Source organism: Shewanella sp. JNE2 (genome assembly GCF_023159115.1).
GTDB lineage: Bacteria > Pseudomonadota > Gammaproteobacteria > Enterobacterales > Shewanellaceae > Shewanella > Shewanella putrefaciens.
This window is the reverse complement of sequence record NZ_CP096169.1, coordinates 2159951-2184079: the sequence shown is the minus strand read 5'-3', so window position 1 is coordinate 2184079 and position 24129 is coordinate 2159951. Positions and strand designations below refer to the sequence as shown.

General features: G+C 44.3%; 20 protein-coding genes and 1 riboswitch. Of the genes, 7 read left to right on the top strand and 13 right to left on the bottom strand.

Annotated elements, in window-relative coordinates:
* The first annotated feature begins 46 nt into the window (after positions 1-46).
* From cmoA to MZ182_RS09810, 4 genes are all read left to right on the top strand, one after another.
* A complete protein-coding gene (cmoA, locus tag MZ182_RS09825; protein ID WP_248068062.1) occupies positions 47-778 on the top strand; it encodes a carboxy-S-adenosyl-L-methionine synthase CmoA in 732 nt (243 codons plus the stop codon).
* Positions 775-1773 carry a tRNA 5-methoxyuridine(34)/uridine 5-oxyacetic acid(34) synthase CmoB gene (cmoB, locus tag MZ182_RS09820; protein WP_248068065.1) on the top strand — a complete coding sequence of 333 codons (999 nt, stop codon included), beginning with the start codon at positions 775-777 and terminating at the stop codon, positions 1771-1773. The genes cmoA and cmoB overlap by 4 nt, the downstream gene beginning before the upstream one ends.
* Complete coding sequence (locus MZ182_RS09815; RefSeq protein ID WP_248068067.1) at positions 1766-3517, top strand: M3 family metallopeptidase; 1752 nt, start codon at positions 1766-1768, stop codon at positions 3515-3517. Before cmoB ends, MZ182_RS09815 begins: the two co-directional genes overlap by 8 nt.
* A gap of 106 nt (positions 3518-3623) precedes the next feature.
* Positions 3624-4535 carry a LysR family transcriptional regulator gene (locus MZ182_RS09810; RefSeq protein ID WP_011789377.1) on the top strand — a complete coding sequence of 304 codons (912 nt, stop codon included), beginning with the start codon at positions 3624-3626 and terminating at the stop codon, positions 4533-4535.
* Between the two features lie 43 nt (positions 4536-4578).
* Here MZ182_RS09810 and MZ182_RS09805 read toward each other — a convergent pair whose 3' ends face one another.
* From MZ182_RS09805 to MZ182_RS09765, 9 genes are all read right to left on the bottom strand, one after another.
* Entirely contained in the window at positions 4579-6381 is a 1803-nt protein-coding gene (locus MZ182_RS09805; RefSeq protein WP_248068069.1) for a putative metalloprotease CJM1_0395 family protein, read from the bottom strand.
* A 5-nt stretch (positions 6382-6386) separates the two neighbouring features.
* Positions 6387-6650 carry a hypothetical protein gene (locus MZ182_RS09800; RefSeq protein ID WP_011789379.1) on the bottom strand — a complete coding sequence of 88 codons (264 nt, stop codon included), beginning with the start codon at positions 6648-6650 and terminating at the stop codon, positions 6387-6389.
* Between the two features lie 101 nt (positions 6651-6751).
* Positions 6752-7867 carry a 2-iminoacetate synthase ThiH gene (gene thiH / locus MZ182_RS09795; protein ID WP_248068070.1) on the bottom strand — a complete coding sequence of 372 codons (1116 nt, stop codon included), beginning with the start codon at positions 7865-7867 and terminating at the stop codon, positions 6752-6754.
* On the bottom strand, positions 7864-8628 hold the full coding sequence (locus MZ182_RS09790; protein WP_248068071.1) for a thiazole synthase: 765 nt from the start codon (positions 8626-8628) through the stop codon (positions 7864-7866). The genes thiH and MZ182_RS09790 overlap by 4 nt, the downstream gene beginning before the upstream one ends.
* A 1-nt stretch (position 8629) precedes the next feature.
* The gene (thiS, locus tag MZ182_RS09785; RefSeq protein WP_025007650.1) at positions 8630-8833 is read right to left on the bottom strand and encodes a sulfur carrier protein ThiS; all 204 of its coding nucleotides are present in this window, start codon (positions 8831-8833) and stop codon (positions 8630-8632) included.
* A gap of 1 nt (position 8834) precedes the next feature.
* Positions 8835-9737 carry a HesA/MoeB/ThiF family protein gene (locus MZ182_RS09780; RefSeq protein WP_248068073.1) on the bottom strand — a complete coding sequence of 301 codons (903 nt, stop codon included), beginning with the start codon at positions 9735-9737 and terminating at the stop codon, positions 8835-8837.
* A complete protein-coding gene (thiE, locus tag MZ182_RS09775; protein ID WP_248068085.1) occupies positions 9730-11724 on the bottom strand; it encodes a thiamine phosphate synthase in 1995 nt (664 codons plus the stop codon). The genes MZ182_RS09780 and thiE overlap by 8 nt, the downstream gene beginning before the upstream one ends.
* 2 nt (positions 11725-11726) lie before the next feature.
* The gene (gene thiC / locus MZ182_RS09770; protein ID WP_248068088.1) at positions 11727-13850 is read right to left on the bottom strand and encodes a phosphomethylpyrimidine synthase ThiC; all 2124 of its coding nucleotides are present in this window, start codon (positions 13848-13850) and stop codon (positions 11727-11729) included.
* A gap of 200 nt (positions 13851-14050) precedes the next feature.
* Positions 14051-14149, bottom strand: a riboswitch (TPP riboswitch).
* Between the two features lie 167 nt (positions 14150-14316).
* On the bottom strand, positions 14317-15378 hold the full coding sequence (locus tag MZ182_RS09765) for a hypothetical protein (protein WP_248068090.1): 1062 nt from the start codon (positions 15376-15378) through the stop codon (positions 14317-14319).
* A gap of 377 nt (positions 15379-15755) precedes the next feature.
* Between MZ182_RS09765 and trhA the strand changes: the two genes are divergently transcribed.
* Entirely contained in the window at positions 15756-16439 is a 684-nt protein-coding gene (gene trhA / locus MZ182_RS09760; protein ID WP_248068093.1) for a PAQR family membrane homeostasis protein TrhA, read from the top strand.
* 50 nt (positions 16440-16489) lie between these two features.
* Here the strand turns inward: trhA and MZ182_RS09755 are convergent, their stop codons facing one another.
* The 4 genes from MZ182_RS09755 to MZ182_RS09740 form a co-directional block, all read right to left on the bottom strand.
* The gene (locus MZ182_RS09755) at positions 16490-16978 is read right to left on the bottom strand and encodes a DTW domain-containing protein (protein WP_248068132.1); all 489 of its coding nucleotides are present in this window, start codon (positions 16976-16978) and stop codon (positions 16490-16492) included.
* Between the two features lie 61 nt (positions 16979-17039).
* Complete coding sequence (locus MZ182_RS09750; RefSeq protein WP_011789389.1) at positions 17040-17573, bottom strand: NUDIX hydrolase; 534 nt, start codon at positions 17571-17573, stop codon at positions 17040-17042.
* Between the two features lie 120 nt (positions 17574-17693).
* Positions 17694-20780 (bottom strand): EAL domain-containing protein, encoded by a 3087-nt coding sequence (locus MZ182_RS09745; protein ID WP_248068109.1) that lies wholly within the window; start codon positions 20778-20780, stop codon positions 17694-17696.
* A 254-nt stretch (positions 20781-21034) separates the two neighbouring features.
* Positions 21035-21772: a tRNA (adenine(22)-N(1))-methyltransferase gene (locus MZ182_RS09740; protein WP_011919268.1), complete on the bottom strand. Its 738-nt coding sequence runs from the start codon at positions 21770-21772 to the stop codon at positions 21035-21037.
* A 316-nt stretch (positions 21773-22088) separates the two neighbouring features.
* Between MZ182_RS09740 and MZ182_RS09735 the strand changes: the two genes are divergently transcribed.
* Positions 22089-22958, top strand: coding sequence for a universal stress protein (locus MZ182_RS09735; protein ID WP_248068112.1), 870 nt, complete (start codon positions 22089-22091; stop codon positions 22956-22958).
* 244 nt (positions 22959-23202) lie between these two features.
* On the top strand, positions 23203-24099 hold the full coding sequence (locus MZ182_RS09730) for a helix-turn-helix domain-containing protein (RefSeq protein ID WP_011789393.1): 897 nt from the start codon (positions 23203-23205) through the stop codon (positions 24097-24099).
* Positions 24100-24129 lie beyond the last annotated feature (30 nt).

The window sequence follows — 24129 nt, the reverse complement described above, 5'->3', positions numbered from 1 at the left end:
ATCTGATTCGTTAAAATACTGGGTTGAATTTCCGAGATAATTCCAGATGAACACTTCTCAAGATACTATCTACGCTCAACCAAATGAGCACATTAGCGATTTCCAGTTTGATAACCGTGTAGCAGGCGTTTTCAGTGACATGATCCGCCGCTCTGTACCTGGATATACGCAAATTATCAATACCATAGGCGATTTTGCGGATCGTTTCGTCATGCCAAATACTCAAATTTACGATTTGGGTTGCTCACTCGGTGCCGCGACCTTAAGTATTCGTCGCCAAATCCAAGGTCGCCAATGTCGCATTATTGCTGTCGATAACAGTGAATCTATGGTCGCACGCTGCCAAGAGAACCTGAATGCCTATGTCAGCAATACGGATGTCGATCTGGTTTGCGGTGATATTCGCGATATCGATATTCAAAATGCATCATTGGTGGTACTCAACTTTACATTGCAGTTTTTACCGCCAGAAGACAGAGAAACCCTGATAGCGAAGATTTATCAAGGCCTGAATCCCGGCGGGATGTTAGTGCTCTCGGAAAAAATTCGCTTCGATGATGCCCCGATCCAAACACTATTGGAAGAGCAACATTTGGACTTCAAACGTGCCAATGGTTACAGCGAACTTGAGATCAGCCAAAAACGCAGTGCGCTGGAAAATGTCATGAAGCCAGACACCTTAACCACGCATCAACAACGACTCACCCGCCAAGGCTTTAGTCACTTTAGTCTGTGGTTCCAATGTTTTAACTTTGCTTCTATGGTGGCCATCAAGTGATCAGCTTTAGCTCATTTTATCAACAAATTGCCGATTCCAATCTACAACACTGGCTCGAGACTCTGCCGAGTATTTTAGGTAAGTGGCAACGGGAGCATAAACACGGTAATTTGCCCAAGTGGGAAAAGGTGCTCAACAAGTTACACTATCCTACACCAGACCAATTAGATTTTGTCGATAGCGTCACCGTCGGCAGCGGCGAGCAACTCAGTCCTGGCGAGAAAGAGAAGCTAGAGAATCTACTGCGCCTGTTTATGCCATGGCGCAAAGGGCCCTTCCACATTCACGGCATTCATATCGATACCGAATGGCGCAGCGATTGGAAATGGGATCGCGTTAAGCAGCATATTTCCCCATTGAAAAACCGTACAGTGCTCGATGTAGGCTGTGGCAGTGGTTACCATATGTGGCGCATGTTGGGCGCAGGGGCTAAACGCGTAGTGGGCATCGACCCTTCGGCGTTGTTTTTATGTCAGTTTGAAGCGGTAAAACGTTTAGCGGGCGCCCATCATCCTGTGCACCTTTTGCCACTGGGTATTGAAGAATTACCACCGCTGGATGCATTCGACACGGTTTTCTCTATGGGCGTCTTGTATCACAGACGTTCGCCTATCGATCATTTACTGCAATTGCGTGATCAGTTACGTACTGGCGGTGAACTCGTGCTAGAAACCTTGGTGATAGATGGCGACGAAAACGCCGTACTCGTGCCTCAAGATAGATATGGCAAGATGAATAATGTATGGTTTATTCCGTCAGTTGCCGCGCTCATGCTCTGGTTAAAGAAATGTGATTTCACTGATATCCGTTGTGTCGATACCGATGTCACAGCCCTTGCAGAGCAACGACGTACAGACTGGATGCCCAATGAGTCACTGCTTGAATATCTTGATCCCACTGATATCACTAAAACAATTGAGGGTTATCCAGCGCCTAAGCGAGCGACGATTATTGCAATAAAAAACCAGCCTAACCAAGAAACAGTTAATGGGTAAACTCACTTTACTGACACTTGGATTATTGTTTAGCGGATTCATTTATGCCGCGCCAAGCCCTGTGCCATTGCTTGTTGAGCAGTGTCTACGCTTACCTAGAATTGATTTAGCAGATGCTTATGCAGAAGAGCAACTTCCTTTATCTATTGCAAAGCAGGCATTGATCTTAGAGCAGCAAACCATTGGGCTTAATAATATCAATGATAGAGTGAATTATTACCGCGGGTTTACGCTCTCCGCTGACGAGCGTTCTGGGTTATTACAATGCCAATTACGCCTTGCCGACACCTTGTCGGAACTCGTCAATCAAACTGAATTTCATCAGCTAACCCACGCTTTATCACAAGGTGATCGGGAGCAGATGCTGTTAAGCGGTAAGTTGCAATCACTGATAGACTCTCAGTTATCAATAACCGAAAAAGCAACACTACATACGGCTCAAGCGACGATAAGCCAAGGGTTAGCGAGTCAACAATTTAGTCTCGATATCCATGATAAAAAGTGCCAACTGATTACTGAAGATCAAACAGACGCGATCCTTGCATCACATGGGGAAGAGGTTGCAGATACGCAACTGCGTCATTTTTCAGGTACGGTTGCCCACTATTTACTCAAACAACCACATCCTCAATGCCGCGCGCAAGTCTGGCAAGCTTATCAAGCTCGTGCACGTCAGCGCAATCGCGATGCATTAAACCAGATTTTAGCACTTCGTCAACAAACCGCTTGGGCCGTAGGCTTTGCCGATCACGCCAGTTTCAGCCTCAGTACACAACTCTTATCATCACCTGAGCTTGTTAAGGCATTTCTCGATACTCAAACGCACTCAGTAGAGATAGCCCCTTGGGATCTTGGGCAAATATTGCCTCAAAAGGCATTTGCACAAGCGCCGCAATTACTAACGGCACACATATTGGCTCAAAGTTTTGCTTATCTACAGCAATGGGGGCTCCATTTTGAGCCTATTGAAACGATAAACATCCAAGAATCTTCACACCCAATATTTAGGGTTTACCACCAGCGCAGATTATTAGGTGAACTCTATATTTCCTATGATGTTGCACGCCAGCGTCATCAGCAGCAAACGCTACGTCAAGGTGTTATCGGGCAGCAATTTGGTCAACAAGCCTTAGATCTCAAACCTCAACTCAGTACGCACAAAGATGTTGAACAATTTACCCACGCTTTGGCCCAAGCGGTAACATCGCTAGCAAAAGGTAGCCACTTTTACCTCAATAATACGCAAGATTCAATTCAGGAGAGCCATCATATTGGCAGTTTATGGTTAGCTGAAATACTTCAAAACGAACTGTTTCCACACTATGAACAAACCTATTTAAATGAACGCGAAATTCTTGTAAAAGCTTACACAAAGCAGCTCAAGGTATTTCGAGCTAAAGTAGCCCTGAACGTTTATCAAGCTCAATCTCAGCAAAGCTATGGGGATCTCGCCACCGAGTTTACATACAGTTTTGGACAAGAGTGGTCACAAGTGGATGACTATCCATATAGTTTCAATGCAATTGCCAATGAAGGGCCGCTTTACTATCAATCCCTTTGGCAAGAAGCGCTAGCAAAGCTCATCTATCAAATAACAGCCAATCGATCCGATAAACTCAGTTTATTTAATCTTCTCGTTGTAAACGAAGATTCACTTAGCTTAAGCGAACAATTAAGCGCATTTATCGAGGGGCCTACCGATCCAACGAGTCTTATTCAATATATTGCGAATATGTCGCGGTAAGCACATCCATTAGCGCAATAGTCTTTCATTTAATACCGTAATTTAATTGAAAAATAGATAAGAAGTCGACATTATAAGCTAAATCTATCGCTTTTTTGGGACTATTATGACTCGAGCTAAATCCACTCTGGAACAATGGCGTATTTTACAAGCAGTTGTCGATTTTGGAGGCTATGCCCAAGCGGCAGAAAAACTCAATAAGAGTCAATCATCTCTCAACCATGCGGTTGCCAAATTACAACACCAGCTAGGTATCGAACTACTCGAAGTCAAAGGCCGTAAAGCCTATCTCACCCCGCAGGGCGAAGTGCTACTGCGCCGCTCACGGCATGTCACCCAAGCCGTTAATGAATTGGAACAACTTGCCAGCAATCTAGAGCAAGGCTGGGAACCCACACTCACCATTGCCCGTGAAATCATTTATCCAATGGAAAGTTTAGTGTCAGCTCTCAATGCTTTTTTACCCCATAGCCGCGGCACCCGCATTATTATGCTGGATTCGGTAATTACAGGCACCCAAGAACTTATCGCGCAAAATAAAGTTGATATTGCCATCTGTGCGGGTATTGCACCTAAGGGATATTTAGCGGAGCCTCTATGTGAAGAGGAATTGTATCTGGTATGCCACCCAACACATCCTCTAGCGGACTTAGGGATTATTGAAGACGATAAACTACTAGCGCAATATTTACAGCTAGTGATTAAAGATACTGGCGTACAGTCAAATGTTGATATTGGTTGGTTAAAAGCAGAACAACGCTGGACGGTTTCTAATTTCCACGAAGCTAAAGTGATTTTAAATCGTGGTATTGGTTTTTGCTGGATCCCATCGTTTTTAGTACAGGAGGAATTATCATCGGGTAATTTAGTCCGTTTACATCTCGAAGGTAGTCAAAAACGTCGAATAATGTTGAGTCTGGTGATCCCAAACCGAGATAACCAAGGCCCGGCTTCTAAATTGCTCGCTTCGTTCATTTTACGACATCATGGGATCGCAATACCAAATACAGGTCATTAAAAAACTGAATATGCACATTTACTTTAGTTGATTTCAAAAGGTGTTAGAGGCTTGAAACTGGCTGATTCAATTGTGCAACCGCAGCGTAATAACGGGTTGCCATAGTTTCGTTCTTTAAATTTGATGAGTCAAAACGGTTTATTACCGCAGAATTCGGCTTCATATTTCCCATATCTAGCTTGTCAGAGTTTATTGCTAATGTTGCTGTGGGTGGTTCAATAGGCTGGGTTATGTCATCTTTTATCTCTGATTGAGTTTGCTCATTTACAGAGGCAACAGTGGTAGATGAGACTTGTGCCTGAATATTATCCTTTGCTTCAATGCCTTGCTTTATTCTATCGATAAGCTCAGATACGGGTGTTATGCCGCTATCTTGTGGTTGAACAATATTGCCTGCAGCATCAACCTCCCCTGTAACGGTAAAAGTATGCGGCTTAAGCGGCGGTAAATTCTCAACCTGCGCATCGGCTTCGATCAAGGTTTGAGTCGTTTCTAAATCGATGATTTGTTTCTGACGTTCCTCTGCAAGTAATGCTTTCGCTTCATTCATCTTTTTTAATGCTTCAGCCGCAACGCGAATATCTGCACTCGATGGATCAACTGGAGCCATTGCTGCAGCATATACTTGCTTCATTTTGTTGATTGTTGCTAGCGGATCACCTGCCACAATAGAAACATCGATCTGCACTTCTCCATCAGTGGCATAACGTTGTCCATCAACTCCTTTTTCATATTTAAAATTTGGCGTTTGGGCATATTGTCCACCAACGGTTGCATGAGCATGTTCATGGGCTTTAACTTCCGCATCTCGGGCTTTAAGCTCTGCAACTTGAACACGTTGCTGCTCAGCAATCTTCTCTTGAACCTTTTGAGCTTGTGTTTGTTCATCCAATTGTTTTGAAGCTTCTGCTTCTGCTTGTTCTGTTTGTTCCTTACCAGCATCATTCGTAAAAATTGCAGCTAGAGCTTGCTGCTTACTCTCCTCAGTTTTGTCATCCTCCTCATTATCACCTGATTTAAAAGGGGCTGCTTTGCCAAACATCTCAATAAACCGCTCCTCAGGACTTTTTTGTGGAGGAACATTCTTTGCCTGATTATCAGTTTGCTCAGTCTGAGGATAAGAAATAGAGTTATCAGTACCATCTGTAATAACGGTATTCCTTGTATTCGCTGAAGGAATCACCTGCTTATTTGCATATTCAGGAACATTGGCATTGGGTATTTCAGGAGTCAATGACACGTCTTTTATCCCTGAATGGACCTGTGAGCCCTGTATTTGAGCAACAGGAGAATAATCTCCAGTCATTAGCTCTGGTGCTAAAGCAGAGATGTGTCTCCCATCTGGAACAAAAAGTGTTAACGCTGGGGTTAATAAAGCCGTGGTACTGGATTGTCCGTTTGATGTCGCCAAGGGTGAAAAATCGTTGGGTGCAACTGTGGCTATTTGCCCTTCTCTCACCCCCCGTATTGAGCGTGGGCCCGTCAATAGGCTAAAACTGGCGGGCTCCGCATGTAAGACTGCAACATTCTGAGAAGAAACAATATGATCAGTATTTAACGTCTGATTTACGGTGACGGAAATGTCACTGGATGAGGTAGAAACGTGCTTACTTAATAGTGGATTTGCTTTCGTTATAGTAACAGCAGCGCCACCATGCGCTAGCGCATTAGAAAGTGATGGTTCAAATACCCCACTCGCTTCTATTTTTGGAGAGTTCAGCTTAACAGGCTGACTACTTTTTCCATTCGTTTCTTGATAAGTACGGCTCTGTCCAAACGACTTATCATGTTCCAAAACAGAAGTGGGTGACGCTCCAACCTTGGGTGACTGCGCCACGGCAGACATAGTGTTTACACCTTAATATTAATGATGGTTCCTATTGTCTCTGAATCAGTTTCTATCACTTCAGTAGCGGCCTCCGCTTGCCTTACAGATTGATTAGCAGAGAGTAAGGCCGAGGTTTTATCGGTTTGTGCAACGTCTTTAGTCGATTCCGAAGGCGCTGCACTTTGAGCTGGTGTCGATTTAGCCACATCAATTGTAGCTTGAGTTAACCCAGATTGCGCACTTTGCAAACCTTGTACACCAGATGAATAGGCAGATTGTATTTGCATAACGGTAATCCCGCTGTGGTAATAACTAGAACAATTATTGACCAACAGTTTGCTAAAGTACAGCCTTTATCAACCTTAGCGCCATTTATTTCCCGCAAAAACTAGCTGTTTATCCATGCAGATTCCCAATCCTTGAATATTGGATTAAAACCCTGCCGTTGCATCTGTTCGATGACTTGCTCGACGCTGCGATCATCGCTTATCTCAAATTGATCGAGTTGACTGTCGGGTGCTTGATAGCCGCCCGGTTGTGTCGAGCTGCCCGCACTGATTTGAGTAATTCCAAGTGGCAAAAGATTATCCCTCAGCTCAGGGCTTTCCCTTGTCGACATACTGATATCAAGCTGATGATTAAAAAGTCTAAATGCACAAATCATTTGTACTAAACCTAAATCCGATAGAATAACTTTTGGAGTGATCCCGCCAGTACAAGGCCTTAACCTTGGCAGCGAAATACTAAAGCGAGTGCGCCAATAGCGACGCTCTAAATAGTCAATATGATATCCCATCATTAACGCATCTAAACGCCAATCATCCAGCCCCAGTAATACCCCAAGACCAATTTTATCAACGCCCGCCGCCGCAACTCTGTCCGGTGTTGCTAAGCGATAGGCAAAATCCATTTTTTTACCTCGGGAATGGTGACGAGCATAAGTCTCGGGCTGATAGGTCTCCTGATAAATCATCACAGCATCTAAACCTAGCGCGACTAACTGGCGATAATGGTCCTCACTCATGGGTTGGACCTCCATCGCCACATGGCTAAATTGCTGCTTTACCAATGGTAAAATTTGCTTGAAGTAATCGATACCAACCTTAGTTTCATGCTCACCTGACACCAGTAAAACAGAATCAAAACCTCTGCCTTTGATAATGGCTATTTCAGCCATCAACTCCTGTTTATTCAAGGTTTTGCGTTTAAGTTTGTTACTCATGCTAAAACCACAGTAATCACACTCATTAGCGCACAGATTCGAGACGTATAGCGGTAAATACATGCCCAGATTCGCGCCAAATCGCTGCCGCGTAAGCGCCGCAGAGTGCTGTGCCATGGTTTCAATATAAGGTTCAGCCGCAGGTGATAACAAGGCCAGTAAGCTGCATAAATCCCCTGCTGGATTCACTAACGCCCGCTCGACATCTTGGGCTGTGCAAGAATACAAATCGAGTAACAGTTTATCCCGTGGGATGTTGGCAAATTCCGCTACAAAACTCATTGATTTAAAAATCCCGTCAGAGGACTGGTCTGTACCGCGCCCGTTTGTACTCGGCCAAGCCCAGCTTCAAAGGCTCGCCGACCGCATTGCACCGCCTCCTTAAAGCACTCGGCCATCACTATCGGCGACGCGCTGCTGGCGATGGCGGTGTTGACGAGCACCGCATCGGCGCCCAGCTCCATTGCCCGCGCAGCCTGTGAAGGCGCGCCAATACCGGCATCGATCACCACTGGCACCCGCGACTGCTCTATGATGATTTTTAAAAAGCTTTCAGTGACTAAACCCTGATTACTGCCAATCGGACTCGCCAGTGGCATAACCGCAGCGCAGCCCACCTCTTCCAAACGACGGCACAGCACAGGATCGGCATGCACATAGGGCATCACGATAAAACCTTTATCACAGAGAATCTTGGCCGCTGCTAAGGTTTCAATTGCATCGGGCATCAGGTACTTAGGGTCTGGATGGATTTCGAGCTTAATCCAATGAGTTCCCAGCATTTCACGGGCAAGCTCAGCCGCAAACACCGCTTCCTTGGCGTTTCTCGCCCCAGAAGTATTAGGCAATAGCTGTACACCCGCTTGACGTAACGGCGTGAGTAAATCATCAAGCCCCATTTTAAAATCAATTCTTTTCATCGCAACTGTCACTAACTGCGATTTTGAAGCCCTTATTGCCTCAAGCATCACTTGGCTATTGCTAAATTTTCCCGTTCCGGTAAATAACCGTGATTCAAATTCCACATCGGCAATCTTTAACATATTAGCCTCCCGCCACTGCTGAAAAAAGTTCTAATTTATCTTCATTTTGGCAGAGAATAGATTGCCAGCGATTGCGCGGAACGACCTCAGCATTCAACACGATAGCAACTGAATCGAGCGCAATATTTTGTGCGAGGATCACAGCCTCTAGTGACGTCGGTTCAGATAACAACTGCGGGATATTGTTTATGTGAATTAAAATCATATCAAACCTCAAGACTATCTTTATTTGATGATAGATAAGCCCCTTTGGGACCACACACATCACAATGGGGATCCCGCGTTAATACAGCCGCTGTCCATGAAAGTGATTTAGCGTCAAAGCGCCAAAAACGCCCCAACAAGGCATTTTTCGGTTCATCGCAACCGCTGTCCACACTCAGCAAGAGTTGCATCGTCACCAAGGATTGCATTGACGCCATCACACCCACGCTGGGGCCGAGTACACCTTGGGCACTGCAGTTCTGCGACACTCTTGTCTGTGCGGGGAAAATACAGTGATAGCAGCCGCCAGAAGGGAGCTGCATTTGATCGACCGCGAACAATTGACCGCTAAATGCTGCAATTGACGCACTGACTAAAGGCAAAGCAGCTTCGATACAGCAGCGATTAATGGATTGGCGAGTCGCAAAGTCATCTGTGCAGTCAAGCACTAGCACTCTTTTCCCCTGTTGTTTTGCCAGTAAAACCTCAGCGAAGTGATGAGCTGATGTCTCAGCACTAAATGCAGTTTCATGGGCAGTAACAGTGCAATGCGGCGCTAAGCCTTTGAGCTTTTGCTTGGCAACTCGCGCCTTATTGAGTCCAATATCGGTATCGTTGAATAACAATTGTCTTGGTAGATTCGATACTTCAACCTTATCCATATCGATTAACGTCAAGTTGCCAATACCAGCGCAAGCCAGATATTGCGCCGCCAATTGCCCTAAGCCGCCAAGACCGATAATCGCGACACAGGCATCGGCCAGTTGCAATTGCCCTGCCTCCCCCACTTCTGGCAATAAGACTTGCCGAGAATAACGGATGAAATCGGCATCGCAGAGTGTATGAGCGCTTTGTGTACCGTCGCAAAGAACCACTGGGTGAGAAAGCGATTTGTTTTTACTCATATTTTGCATCCAACTTATGCTTTACATCAAACTCATGCTTTACATCAAACTCATGCTTTACATCAAACTCATGCTTTGCAGCCAGTTCTTCAGACAAGCTGCATTGCTCCCAAGCTTGGCTCAGCTGTGCAAACGCTGCGACTGGATCCTGAGCCTCGGTTATTGCGCGCACCACAGCAATATTGCCCACCCCCGTGGCTTTCACCTTTGCCAGATTATCTAAATCGATGCCGCCAATGGCGACCAAGGGATAATGGTCTTGGAGTAACGCCACATAGTGTTTAAGTTTTGCGAGCCCTTGGGGCGCCGAAGGCATTTGCTTCGTCGTGGTTGGGAATATATGCCCAAGCGCTATGTAGGATGGCGAGTATTGATGCGCCAGTAGCAACTCAAAATAACTGTGGCTGGATATACCTAATGCGAGCCCTGCCGACTGAATGGCCGCTAAGTCGGTAACGGCGAGATCTTCTTGGCCTAAATGTACCCCAAAGGCATGGTATTTTATCGCTAACTGCCAGTGATCATTGATAAAAAGCTGAGCATTAAAATGCTTACCTAAGGCAATGGCCGTTTGAATTTGTGCTTCTAATTCAGAGCCAACCAACTCAGACTTACCTGACTTAGATTTGCCAAGCGCAGACTTGCCTAAATCAGATTCGGCTGGCGCTGCACTAGATAACTCGCTGATGTCGGTTTTTATCCGTAACTGCAGGGTTTTAACACCCGCAGCTAACAAACTCTCCAGCATGGTTAAGTCACTCACCACGGGATAAACACCAAGATCGGCATCGAGAATTTTAAAACCGTGGGATGAGATGCATTGAGCTGGCGTCGAGGCTATTCTTACTACCTGAGCGGTTGCCTGATCTGTTGCAGATAAAACCGTCTCAACTAAATCATTAACAATATCAATGTGTTGATTGAGTTTATGACTAATAAAATTGCCATCACACAGCCTTATCTTGGCATAGCGGGACAAGTCATTGGGCCACCCCGTACGGGCCAACGGCCCTGGACCTTGCCCTAAGCCAATCGCCGCGCTTAAGCCTTGACTCACGTAGGCTTTGGCAACCACCACCGCATCTTGCAATACAAAACCTTGCGCTAACACGGCGGCAATAGCCGATGACAAAGTGCAGCCGCTACCATGGTTATGACGGGTATTAACCCGCTGGCTTGCTAACCAGAAGCACCCATTTTGATGTAGCTCAGAGCTCGCGCGTACTTGATGGCAAACCAGATAATCCTCGGCAAGCCCATGATCCCAGCCGTTGCTATCGAGAGTGCTAACATGAACGTTAGCCTGAGTTTGAGCATGAGTGTTATCGTGAGTTTTAGCATGAGTATCATCAAGAATATCAGTGCAACCAAAGCTCACATCGCCTCCTTTAGCGAGCACACTGCAATCTAAACTCTGGGATAAAGCCTGTGCTGCAGCAGCGAATTGTGCTTTCGTTGAAACATCACTGTGAGTTAACCGCCCAAGTTCAAGCACATTGGGCGTGATAAGTTCGATTAAGCCTTTGAAAGGATTAAAATCTAAGGCTGATTTGGCCGTACTTTTTATATCCTGACAGTTATCTACTGCTAATGCATCGCCACAACTGGCGACCATCACAGGATCGACAATCACAGGCACAGATGGATAGTGGATTTTAAAACTCGCGATCCAATCTGCCAATAATGCGACTTGAGATTGATCAGCCAGTAAGCCGATTTTGATTGCTTTGGGTGGCAAGTCTGACAGTAAAGTGGTCAACTGAGCCATTAACATCGCAGCTGACACGGGCTCGACTAAAGTGACCGCCACTGAGCTTTGCGCCGTCACTGTGGTGATCACGCTGCAACCATGACAACCCAAATCTTGAATCGTGGCCAAGTCCGCCTGAATACCGGCACCGCCGCCGCTGTCTGAACCGGCTATGGTCCAAACAATCGCGGGGCGAGCGGTACTCATGGGCAATTTCCCCCCATGAATACCCTGCATAATTAGGCTTCCTCAGCTTCGGCGACGAGCTTGTCTTTAACGTGATAAATCTCGGCGCCCGAAGCGGCAAATTGTGCCGATTTTAGTGCCATGGCCGCTTCCAACTCCTGCGGCGTCTTGATAGTGACTTGCATGGCTTGGGCAGCCGCTTCAACTTGCTCTGCCTTCGTTTGTGCCGCCTCTAAACCTGCGGCATAGGCGCGCACATCTTGGGTGATTTTCATCGAACAAAATTTAGGGCCGCACATAGAACAAAAATGCGCGACTTTGGCCGATTCCTGTGGTAAGGACTCATCGTGGTAAGCCCGAGCGGTGTCAGGATCGAGCCCTAGGTTATATTGATCTTCCCAGCGGAATTCGAACCGCGCCTTTGCCAGCGCATTATCACGAATTTGCGCACTCGGATGACCTTTGGCCACATCGGCGGCATGGGCGGCAATCTTGTAAGCAATCAAACCTTGCTTAACATCTTGTTTATTCGGTAATCCTAAGTGTTCTTTTGGTGTTACATAACACAACATGGCGCAGCCGTACCAAGCGATCATGGCCGCGCCTATGCCGGAGGTGAAATGATCATACCCAGGTGCGATATCGGTGATTTGCGGGCCAAGGGTGTAAAACGGCGCTTCGCCGCAGTGAGCTAACTGCTTGTCCATGTTCTCTTTAATGAGCTGCATCGGGATATGTCCCGGCCCTTCGATAATGGTTTGTACGTCGTATTCCCAGGCGATTTTGACTAGTTCCCCTAAGGTTTCAAGCTCTGCAAACTGGGCTGCATCATTAGCGTCGGCAATCGATCCGGGACGCATACCATCACCTAAAGACAGGGATACATCGTAAGCGACGCAAAGCTCACAGATCTCACGAAAATGGCTATAGAGGAAATTTTCTTTGTGGTGACTCAGGCACCATTTGGCCATAATCGAACCGCCGCGGGAGACAATCCCAGTGACACGTTTAGCCGTCATCGGCACGTAACGAAGCAGTACACCAGCATGAATAGTAAAGTAATCAACACCTTGCTCCGCTTGTTCAATCAAGGTATCGCGAAACACTTCCCAGGTTAAATCCTCTGCTACGCCGTTCACTTTCTCCAGCGCTTGATAAATCGGCACTGTGCCGATGGGCACTGGCGAGTTGCGGATGATCCACTCGCGGGTTTCGTGGATATAACGACCCGTGGATAAATCCATTACCGTATCTGCGCCCCAACGGGTTGACCAGACGAACTTTTCTACTTCTTCCTCGATGGAAGACGTCACTGCCGAGTTACCGATATTGGCGTTCACTTTCACCAGAAAATTACGCCCGATAATCATAGGTTCTGCTTCGGGATGGTTAATATTCAGCGGAATAATCGCGCGGCCACGGGCAACTTCGGCGCGGACAAATTCGGCGGTAATCGGTTCACCAACTAAGGCACCAAAGGCTTCGCCCTTGGCTTTACGATTGAGGATTTCATCCTGTACTTCGGCGAGTGCCATATTCTCGCGGATCGCCACATATTCCATTTCGGGCGTGATAATCCCTTGACGGGCATAGTGTAATTGACTGACTCGTTTACCCTGCAGCGCTCTGCGTGGGCGGACAATGGCACTCGAACCCGCCTCAAAACGCAGATGATCTAAACCATCATCGGCGAGTCTTTGTTGGGTAAAGTCTGAGGTGGCACAGGGTAATTGCTCTGTATCCTTGCGGGCTAGAATCCAGTTTTGTCTTAATTTAACAAGGCCTAGACGCACATTGATATCGGCCTCAGGATCGGAATAAGGTCCGGCGCAATCGTACACGCGGATTGGCGGATTTTTTTCCATGATAGGCGCATCATCTGTACCGCCGACAAGGGTGTCAGTCTGCAGAATTTGTCGCATACCAACGCGAATATCGGCACTGGAACCTTCAAGATAAACCTTTTGTGAATTAGTATGTTGCAGCGGCGCTAACGTATCGATAAAGGCTTGGGCCTGCGCGCGGATTTCTCGGCGACTCGGTGCCTTAGGCACTGTTGATTGACTAGACTCAACCGATTTATTAGGCACTTTCGATTTATTAGGGATTGTCGATTCTGGCGCTGTGATGTCTATCGCATTGGCAGCTATAGCTAGGTTTTGATTTGAACTGGACATAAGCAATCTCACGTTAAAAAATGGAGTTGCTTGTCTGGAGAATTGCGTTGTTGATAGCTGGCATGGCAATCAATTTTTGTGGCCAACACTGGCTTCAAAAATTGAGTTACCCTGCTCAATAACAATTAAATCTAAACATTAAGACTTAAAGCACTGCTGAGTAAACAGGTGTTAAAGCCGTCTATTTTCGCGATTTAATGTGTGTTATTACGCTTGTTTCCTTCGCAGGTTTTAACCTGATCAGGTTCAACGGATCCCGAATAAACGGTCTCAGCCAAGAGGCACTCCGACAAGATGAGTGCGCAGTATAGACAGAAGCGGCAGCAACAAACAAGGAAAAAAACAATTAAAACCCTTAACTATCAATCCAAAATATAGATTCATAACATATTGTTTTTAAATGAGTAAATAAAGTGAAACTAACAAAGTTATAATTGGCGTGAAAATAGATCATAAAATAAAGTCACTATTTATGGGGTTTGAGCATCATTTTATTTAATCGAGATTGAATGGCATCATCAATAGCTTGATTGATTTTTTTGCCACTGCAGTCAAATGGGAAGCCTAAATTTTCGGCGTATGGATTAACTTGAGTGCCGACTTGTACCACGCGATAACAAGTATCCCCTTTACGCACAATACGATTTGGATCTAAGGGTAAATCGTGACTCGTTCTGCCAGCGAAATCATCGGCGTTAGGAACAAATAACACTTCCATCTCTGGGCTCATTTCACTCATATTCGATTTCCGGGTGAATTTATCGGCCTGTTCAATCACGAGGTCATCGAGCGCTTGCTCTCGCTGACGCTCAAAATAATGCTGGGTGAATAAACTCATGCTTGAGCTTGTCGCTATTGTGCTTTCACCTTCTTCTGCAGGCGAACTCTTAGCACCAAGTTGCGGCTTTAATTCTGTGATATCCAACGTATTCGTTGGTTTTTTTGCTATCGCTTCAGCGGGTTGTTCTTCACTTGGGGCTATTGATTGAGTTTTGTTTGGTTGAGGCTTAACTGGAGTTTGCGGGGCGGGAATAGGTATAGACGCAACAAAATTTGCTGATTCAATCTTATCCTCGGCCTTTATCTCAGTTTCGGGCTCTGAGGTTTCGGCTTTCTCTACCGCGGGAGCATAAATAAAGTAAGCCTTGATCGCTGCCACTTTAGGGCCACGGCTTTCTATTTCCTTCAATCCAAAGGGATTTAACTGCGGGCGCCACAAAATATAGATCAGTAAAAATAAACCTACATGCACTAGGAGCACAAAAAATAACAGACTTACCCCTTTATTATACGGCTGGCTTACACCGCGATCGCAAACTAACGAATCCTTATTAGTGGTAAAAGCAGGCGCTAAAGCATCATCTAGATCACCAAGATCATGTTTATGTTGAAACACAATAGAAGTCTTATCTTCTGGCAACAATATTGTCGGCGCAAGCAAAGCACCATCTGCATCCTCCTCACCCGTAGCACGGAGATCAGGTGATACAAATAAAGACAGAGCATGGGGTTGACGTTGAAAAGGCAAAATCCATCCTTAGGTTTTGTGTATACAATTGATTTCGATAGTACTTAACGTGGAACGATTGCACTTTGTCGGTGAATATTGAAAGTGAATTATCCAATAATTATATTTATTTGTGAGTGCTTGACGCAGATTAGAGGAGACAAATAGAGCAAAGTTCAACATAAATACACAAGCTCCAAGCGTAGCACTTACCCCAATACTCGATAAGATACTTGCCAGTTGAGACAATAAGACAGGAAAACGGGATAACAATTGGGCTAGAAGAGAAGCAATAAAAGCAAGCTGCATATTTAGCTTACAAGTGTACGCTTAAATATGGTGATTTATTTTGCTAACTGGTAAACTCTATTACCATCGTTTGAAAGTGCGTATCCACCATGCCAAGCCAAAGTATTATCGAGCAACAAAACTCAACAAAAACCAATACTAAATTTATGCCATATAGTACTAATGAAGAGATAGCTAACAGTGTATCCCATGGCCTAGGTGTGATCGCAGGGATAGTGGCATTGGTGCTAATGCTGCTAAAAGGCCAAGACCATCTTACGATAACTCAACTTACGGGCGTTTTCGTTTACGGTGCAAGTATCATAGTGCTTTTTCTATGTTCAACCTTGTACCACAGTGTTAGCCATTCAGGCTGGAAACATAAACTTAAGATCGCCGATCACTGTGCAATTTACTGCCTGATTGCAGGAACTTACACACCTTTGATGCTGATAAGCCTACAGGGAACACAATCGATAGTGATTTTAACGGCGATTTGGTCGCTAGCAATTGGCGGGATTTTGTTCAAAACATTATTTATTCATAAGTTTAAAAAACTCAGTTTAGCGCTATATCTGACAATGGGGTGGCTATGCGTGACTATCATAGGTGACTTAACCACAGCCATGTCAACACTTGGGTTTAACTTATTGATTTTAGGCGGACTATTTTACACCCTAGGCGTCATTTTCTATGTGGGAAAACGCATTCCATTCAACCATGCAATTTGGCATCTGTTTGTATTGGGAGGTGCTATGAGCCATTTTTTTTGCATTTACTTAACGGTTATTTAAATACGGATATTCAAGCTGATAAATTGGAATCAAAGCATCCTGCCAAGTGCTCAATTAAGGTTATTGAGCGCGGTAAATAGCGACATTAATTGTGTGGCTTGATTTTCATAGCCCACTTGTTGCCAAAGGGCAATAATACACTCCGCAGTACAAAGCCCGCCCTCTAGCTGATTGCGCCTTAATACAAAAGTGGAACCACTTTCCTTATACGGTAATGCAATTCTTGCTGCCGATTTCAGATACGAACTTTGGCGTAGCATCTTTCGAGCCTCCTGCCACGTACCATCGAGGATCACAATTTGTTTTGGTCGTGTTAATGCTGGCTTAATTAGCATATCTTGCTTGAGATTTTTCTCTGATGCCGCTGGAAATAAAAGCTTAGCCTCTTGAGAGGCTAACGCAGCGACTAAGGCTGGATCTGGTGCAGTTCTTGACCAAGGTATGCAGATAACACTTTCGGGAAAGGCCGTTATAGCGAGCCGTCCAGTATTATTTGCCCGTACTAATTCACGCTCATGGGTAAGTAAAATAATTTGCACTGTCACCTACCCTCTAAGCAAAAAGTTAACCACTACGTTTTTACAAATCATATTGATTTATTTAGTTTAAAAGCTCTTCCACTATCCGTTTTAGTAAATACGTTTCGCGCTCTATCGATTGTCCTTTATGAGGTGAATGACGCCGCACATCTTCATTATGAGCAATGGCCTGATGGATATTAATCCACTCAGGTCGCATACCATTTTTGATCTCATGGGCTTCTAAGGTAGGAGTCCCTAATCCTCGTACGCCTAAGTCGATATCAATTTCACATTGATAGCAATAGGATTCCATATGCACAACATTTGCATTTTCACGATACCATGGACGAAACTCTTCATAGCAGCCGAAGGGAGCTAATACTTTAATCGCAATAGCGCCCGTTTCTTCGCGCAATTCACGGATAAGTCCAGCTTCGACACTCTCTCCCTCATCAATGCCACCTCCAGGAAGGCTATAGTCATGGTATTTTTGAGTATAGAGCAGGAGAATATCATCACCAGATAGCACTATGGCTCGTGCTGCTCGGCGGTGAAAAACTCTCGCAGTGAGTAAATTTACCGCAGGATCTTGGGTGGATTTAAGGAGACGCATGTATGGCCCTGTCAGCGAAAAAGAGCAGCAGCTTAAACCAAAAATAACGAAAAGCGGATCAAAAAATTCTCGGTTACACCTGTAAGTCCTAAGCAAAACACCCTATTACTTGGGTTAGTCTTAGCACTGTTGCTCATTCATATGTTTAAATTCATTTTTAATCTGTTGATATTGTGTAGGCCAATTATCATACCAGTCCATAAAATCACTTGCCGTCATCGGAACTGCAATTCCATAGCCTTGACACATCTGGCATCCCAGTGTCGCAAGTACTCTGCCGTGCTCAATGGTTTCAACCCCTTCAGCGATAACGGCTAAATTAAACACACTTGCAAGGCGAATTACACCTTCGACTATCCTTAAATCATCTTGGTCAACTAACATATCACGCACAAAACTTTGATCGATTTTAAGGGCTGAGACGGGTAATTGACGTAGATAAGTTAAAGAAGAATAACCTGTACCAAAATCATCAAGGGAAAAATGCACGCCAAGACTGGCACATTCTTTCAAAATGCCAATCGCTAGCGTCATATCTTTAATTGCAGCACTTTCTAGAATCTCTAGCTCAAGGGAGGATGTATTCACATCAGCAAAATTAGCTAATGTTTGTTTTAGGAAATCATAAAAGTGATCCGCCAGTAACTGTCTGGCGCTCACATTCACACTGATATTGATATTTTTTCCACTACGATACCAACGCTGGATTTGTGCTATAGCGGTGTTGATCACCCATTCACCCAGCGGGATTTCAAGTTCACTCCCTTCAATATCAGGCAAAAATACACTGGGTGATAATAGACCACGTTGTGGGTGTAACCAACGGATCAAGGCTTCGGCTCCGATCACTTCTCCTGTGGCAAGATTCACTTTGGGTTGATAAAAAAGCACAAACTCACGCTTCGCAAAGGCTGATTTGAGCTCTTCTAACCATTTTCGTTGAGCAAGCAACTTACGATCGACGTCAGGGTCAAACATTTGAAAGCAGTTCTTCCCAGCCGCTTTCGCCATATACATAGCATGGTAGGCATGGCGTAACAGAATATCAGGATCAACATTATCTTCTGGATATAAACTCACCCCAATGCTGGCGCTTAGGCGCAAATTTTTATCCCCAATCAAGACAGTTTGATCTATTGCACATAACATTCTCTCAAGCACTTGGGTACATTCCGCCTCTGAACAAATATCAAATAGTGCCACAAATTCATCACCACCAACTCGCGCTAATGTATCTTGCTCACGCATGATCTTAGAAAGGTTGTCCACTATTGCGACCAAAAGTTGATCGCCAACATCATGACCATAATGATCATTAACGGCTTTAAAGCCATCCAGATCGAGAAAACAGACTGCGCATAGCCTGCCATCACGGTTTACTCTCGATATCGCTTGTTTAAATCGATCAAGTAATAATCTTCGGTTAGGTAATCCCGTTAAGGCATCATAATTTGCAACCTTATCTAATTCAGCTTCGTGATTTTTAAGTTGGGTAATATCCGCTTGGGTTCCTGAAATCATCAAAGCGCGACCTTTACTATCAACCTCTACTATGCCGCCTTTGCAAAGTACCCAACAATGTTCACCGGATTTCTTTTTACATCTCACTTCAAGTTCAATACTCGGAGTGAGGTGCCGTAAATGTTGTAACACCACTTTTTTCACTTCACGTTGATCTTCGCGACAAACAAATTGCGCCCAGTTTGTCGCTTTAAGCTGCATCTCACCGGTTTGATACCCTAAAATGGCTTCAAATCGCGGACTGATTTGAACTTCGCCCGTCGTTACATTCCAATCCCAGTAACCTTGATCCGAACCTTGAATGACTCGTTGTAACTGTGCAGTTTGCGCTGCTATTTGCTGTTGAAGCAGGCGAGCTTGGGTAATATCCTGCACTGTACCTTGTAACTTAATGATGCGTCCTTGTTCATCCCGCGTTGCTTGTCCCCGAGCCTTAATCCAACAGGGTGATGTATAAGCACGATAAAACTCAGCTTCACATTCATAGGGTTCGCCAGTGTCTAGACATTGGCTTACGGCATCATTAAGCTTTTGCCAACTTTCAGGGGTAAACAGTGACTGTGCCTGTTCAATGTCCAGTGCTTTTTTTGGTGATAATCCATAGATTTCAAAAACCTGCTCAGACCAAGTATGGGTATTGGTCACAAGATCCCACTCCCAGCTACCAATACCTGACAATTGCTGGGCTTGCCTTAGTCCTGCCTCACTCTTACGGATCAATTCAGCACTTTGCTCCTGTACGGTAATATCCCTTGCAATCCCAAAGAGACCACGAACTTCACCTTTAGAATCAACAACAGGGCCTTTTGTGACTTGAAATACAGCTAAACCACTCTTTAGCTGTAAGTGTTCCTTATGTGTGGTGACTTTCTTTTCTTTCAGTACAGCCTCATCTTTTTGATGGATTAATGCCGCTGATATGGGTTCAAATAATGCATCATCATTTTGACCAATCATTTCCTGCATTGATTTACCCACAAACGCTGCGGCACCTTGATTGGCAACCACATAGCGCCCTTGTAAATCCTTCACAAAAATGGCATCTGTTGTTTGTGAAACCATGGATTCAAGGAGCTGATGATTTAAGTCGGATTTTCGTAATGAGGCTCTTAGATAACCACTTAAACCACTAATAAGAATGCCGTTCACACTTAAACTAACAAACGGTAGCCAACTGAGCATCATATCAAGCGGTGACTTTTCCACATTCGAAACCAAAAAGTACACACACAGAGTCGAAATTAATGTAGCTAATAAACCTGGGGCAAATCCTCCCATAATCGCACTTAGGGATATAGGTAATGTAAAAAGCAATAATAGCAACCGTGCTTGTAATTCAAGGGTTAAATAATGGGCAAACCATAGCGTTAACAATGGGAAAAGTACGGCAATTCCATAACGGAACCAAGGACTTTGACCGAGCAAGACAGAACGAGAGAAAGTGATTTCAATGGCGCGATGTGAGGGCGCAATATGGCGATCTGGCACGGCATTCAAGACAAACAAAAAAACCAATGCGGATGTCAGTACAAAAAACACGCCTTTGGCAAGGGAAAAACGGAAAACAGTCTGTTGATCCGTAATAAAAAGTAATAATTGATCTGAAAAGTATATCCAACCTAAAGCAAGGAGAGCATAGCTTGCAACTGCAACTACAATAAATTGGAGCCGTGAAAAATTATACATTAGTTCGATATCACTCCTATTGATCAATATTAGCTAGTATCTCGACGTTCTAGATCTTCAATTCAATCTTCAATAACTGCTACGAATCGCAATCCAATTAATAGATATCAAGTAGATACAAATCAATCTACCCATGGGTTGATATTCACAATGCCATTAATCAATATTTAATCCACAAGACTAAACTTAGCAGTTTCTACTCTAAAAGCCATTAATAACAATGAATAGAGATGCAAGCAGGCTGATATTTAAACTTAAAAAGCGTTAGAAATTTGTGCAAGCTGAGACTGATAGGCGTGAATAATATAAGGAACTTGCAAATCACTTGGCATTCGCTGGTAATGGGCTATCACTTGGGATAAATAACGCTTAGCTAAATCAAGATCCTTTTTATCTAAATCCTCCCACATTAATGAACCCGTCAATGTAACTGGATGACCATGACAAGGACGTTCGAGGGTCACATGAAGCACTTCATAAAAGCGTCGATTCTCTTCTAGTAGGGTCTCAGCCTGAATAAAGAAACCCAACTTGGCTAGGGAGTGCCTAACATAATAATTATGATGCACGGGACACAAAATAAACTCTATCTGTCTTGAACCATGACGAGAGATGAGTGCTTGAACGAGTTCAATTAATAACTTACCACCCACTCCCGCAATAATAATCAAATGTGTGTTTGTGATGTCTGTTTGCTCAATGGGTAAATCAGCAGCATTTAGACAATGCACTTGCCACTGACTAATACCCAGTGTGTTTTGAGCAACACTGTGCCCAGTACTAAAGGCTTGCTTAGGGAAAAAACGTTGTAAATCTTGGGTTAACTGCAACATTAAAGGGGCTACACAGTCGACAAAATGTACCTGGTTGGCCGTATTTCTTTTAAGTAACATCATGCCAAGTAAACCATGATCACAACAACAATCCCAAATATGATCATAATGCCCTTGCACCATATGATTAATGTGTTGTAAACGCTGGCTAATTTTCACACTTATGCCCTATTACTGTGATACAAAAATAGCCGTATTTTACCTGATCCAAGCATAAACAACCTAACGGATAAAAAGGCGTCACACTATAAGACCCAACACCGTCGAGCATATAACAAAAGTATCACATCATCATTAGGTTGCATTCCCCTGAATGTATGCCTCAGTTATAGTTAATTTCTATCTAGCTCAATAGGCTAAGCATTATTCGGATATTGAATACCCTAGCTATACTCAATTAAGGAGAAATAGCTACCTAAGCCGCTAAGAACTATTAGCAATAGAAAATAACAATAGAAAATAGGAGTGAACATACATGAGTAAAGTGTTTATCGTTGCACAACAGGGAAATACACATACTGATACCATTTCAGAAGGAATGAAACTGGCTAATGTTCTCAACAAACAAGCAGAAGTTTTTGCCTACTGTTATGAATATTTCTCTGGAGCTGAATATTATAATCCCCGCTTAGCAGCTGTGGCCCAGCAAGCATTGATGAAACGTCGAGAAGAAGAAGTTCGTGAGCAGTTAAAACATATTGATGCGAGTGAAATACCACTGCATTTAGTGTGGAGTAAATCCCTCTATGAGCACGCCTGCCACCACTCAGCAAGACATGGTTTTGATATGATTATCAAAGGTATCGACAACAAAGAGCACTATCTACCGATTGACTGGCATTTAATCCGTCACACTCAAGTGCCCCTTATGCTGCTCTGTGATAATCCCTTGAATAAAGCGAACACAATTTTGATGGCAGTTGATCTCGATGCCTCAAATCCGCAAAAACAATCACTGAATGACTTGGTAGTCGAACAGGCCAAAATGCTTGCCAATGCTACAGGGGCTGAGCTGCACTTAGCCCATGTTATTCGTGTGCCACCCATACTACGTGATATGGATGTGATCAATATCCACGAAGTGACAGAGTCTGCCCATCAAAAACATGCAGATAAACTCAAGGCATTAGGGTTAGCACCGGAAAATATCCATCTGATTGCGGGCGATCCTGAGTTATGCTTATTTGAACTTTCCTGCCGTCTAAAAAGCCGTTATCTCGTGATAGGCGCTCGACAACGACAAGGATTATTAGGTTATGTTTTAGGGAATACGGCAGAAGCTATCCTCAGCCGTATGCGCAGCAATGTCCTTGTGGTGCCAAAAAATTCAATGTCAGAATCATAATGTTAAGCAGTTGTCAGCTTACTTTATAAACACAGGCTGTCAGCCAAAATGAGTATGCAGTCTTAGCTGAGGTGATATTACTGGCAGATATTGACCCGTGTAACTCAATGGAAATAAGTCATTCGCTAACAGCCCTTACTCATCGGGGCTCTTAGCAAATTGTTCTTAACACCGATGACCAGCATTCCAGTCAACTGTTAGTGCAATCATCTATTGGTTAGATTAATCTAAATAACCTTACCTAATGGTGGTTGCCTTGCAGTACAGGACCGATTTATTAGAAATACATCGTTTTACGCGTTTCGAGAGCTCGCTAGCGCACTTAGGTTTTAGGCATTTTCAGCCCTTAGCGTCACTTCGCCCATGGGTACACCGTTACTTTCATCTGCAGGTGGCAACAAATTTACCGCAGAGTATCGAACAAACTTTCTATCCTGACGGCGGTACCAGCCTACAGTTCTATTTCCCAGCACCAAGCCTTAATACAAACTCCGATGAACCTAAAGTAGTTTTTCACTGTGGTCAGAGTCTACATTCCCACGCATTTGTCCCCGGAATAGAACAAATGATCGTCCGTTTTCATCCCGGCGGTGCTTTTCATTTACTCGGAATTGCAGTGCAAGAGATTCAGCAAACAAGTTCACATACTGTAATCGAAGCCACTCAATTGCACCTACCAGGATTAAATCAGTTATTATCACAACTCGCAGACACCAATCAGCCAATGCAACGTATCGCCCAACTCGAACAGTGGTTATTACAGTTAATCAAGCCACAACTTGATAGGGGAACATGGTCTACCGCAGGGATTGTGCAAATGAGTTTACCAAGGCTTATCCAACCTCAAACCCGTTTAGAGAATTTTTATGGACAACTTGCCCTAAGCCGCCGCCAATTTGAACGCAGATTTAAACAAGAAACGGGACTCTCTCCGGCACAACTACAGCAGTTAAACAGAGTCAAAATCGCCCGCGATCTACTTAGTCAATCACCCGAACTTAATCTAGCGCAGGTGGCATTTGATTGTGGGTTTTACGATCAAGCTCATCTACATCAACACTTTGTCAGGGTGACACAGCAAACACCAGGGCAATACAAAAAACGCAAAATGTCGCAAATCTCCAATCTAACGCAACGCTAACTACTTATATTGAAGCCTCAGTTTATAGGA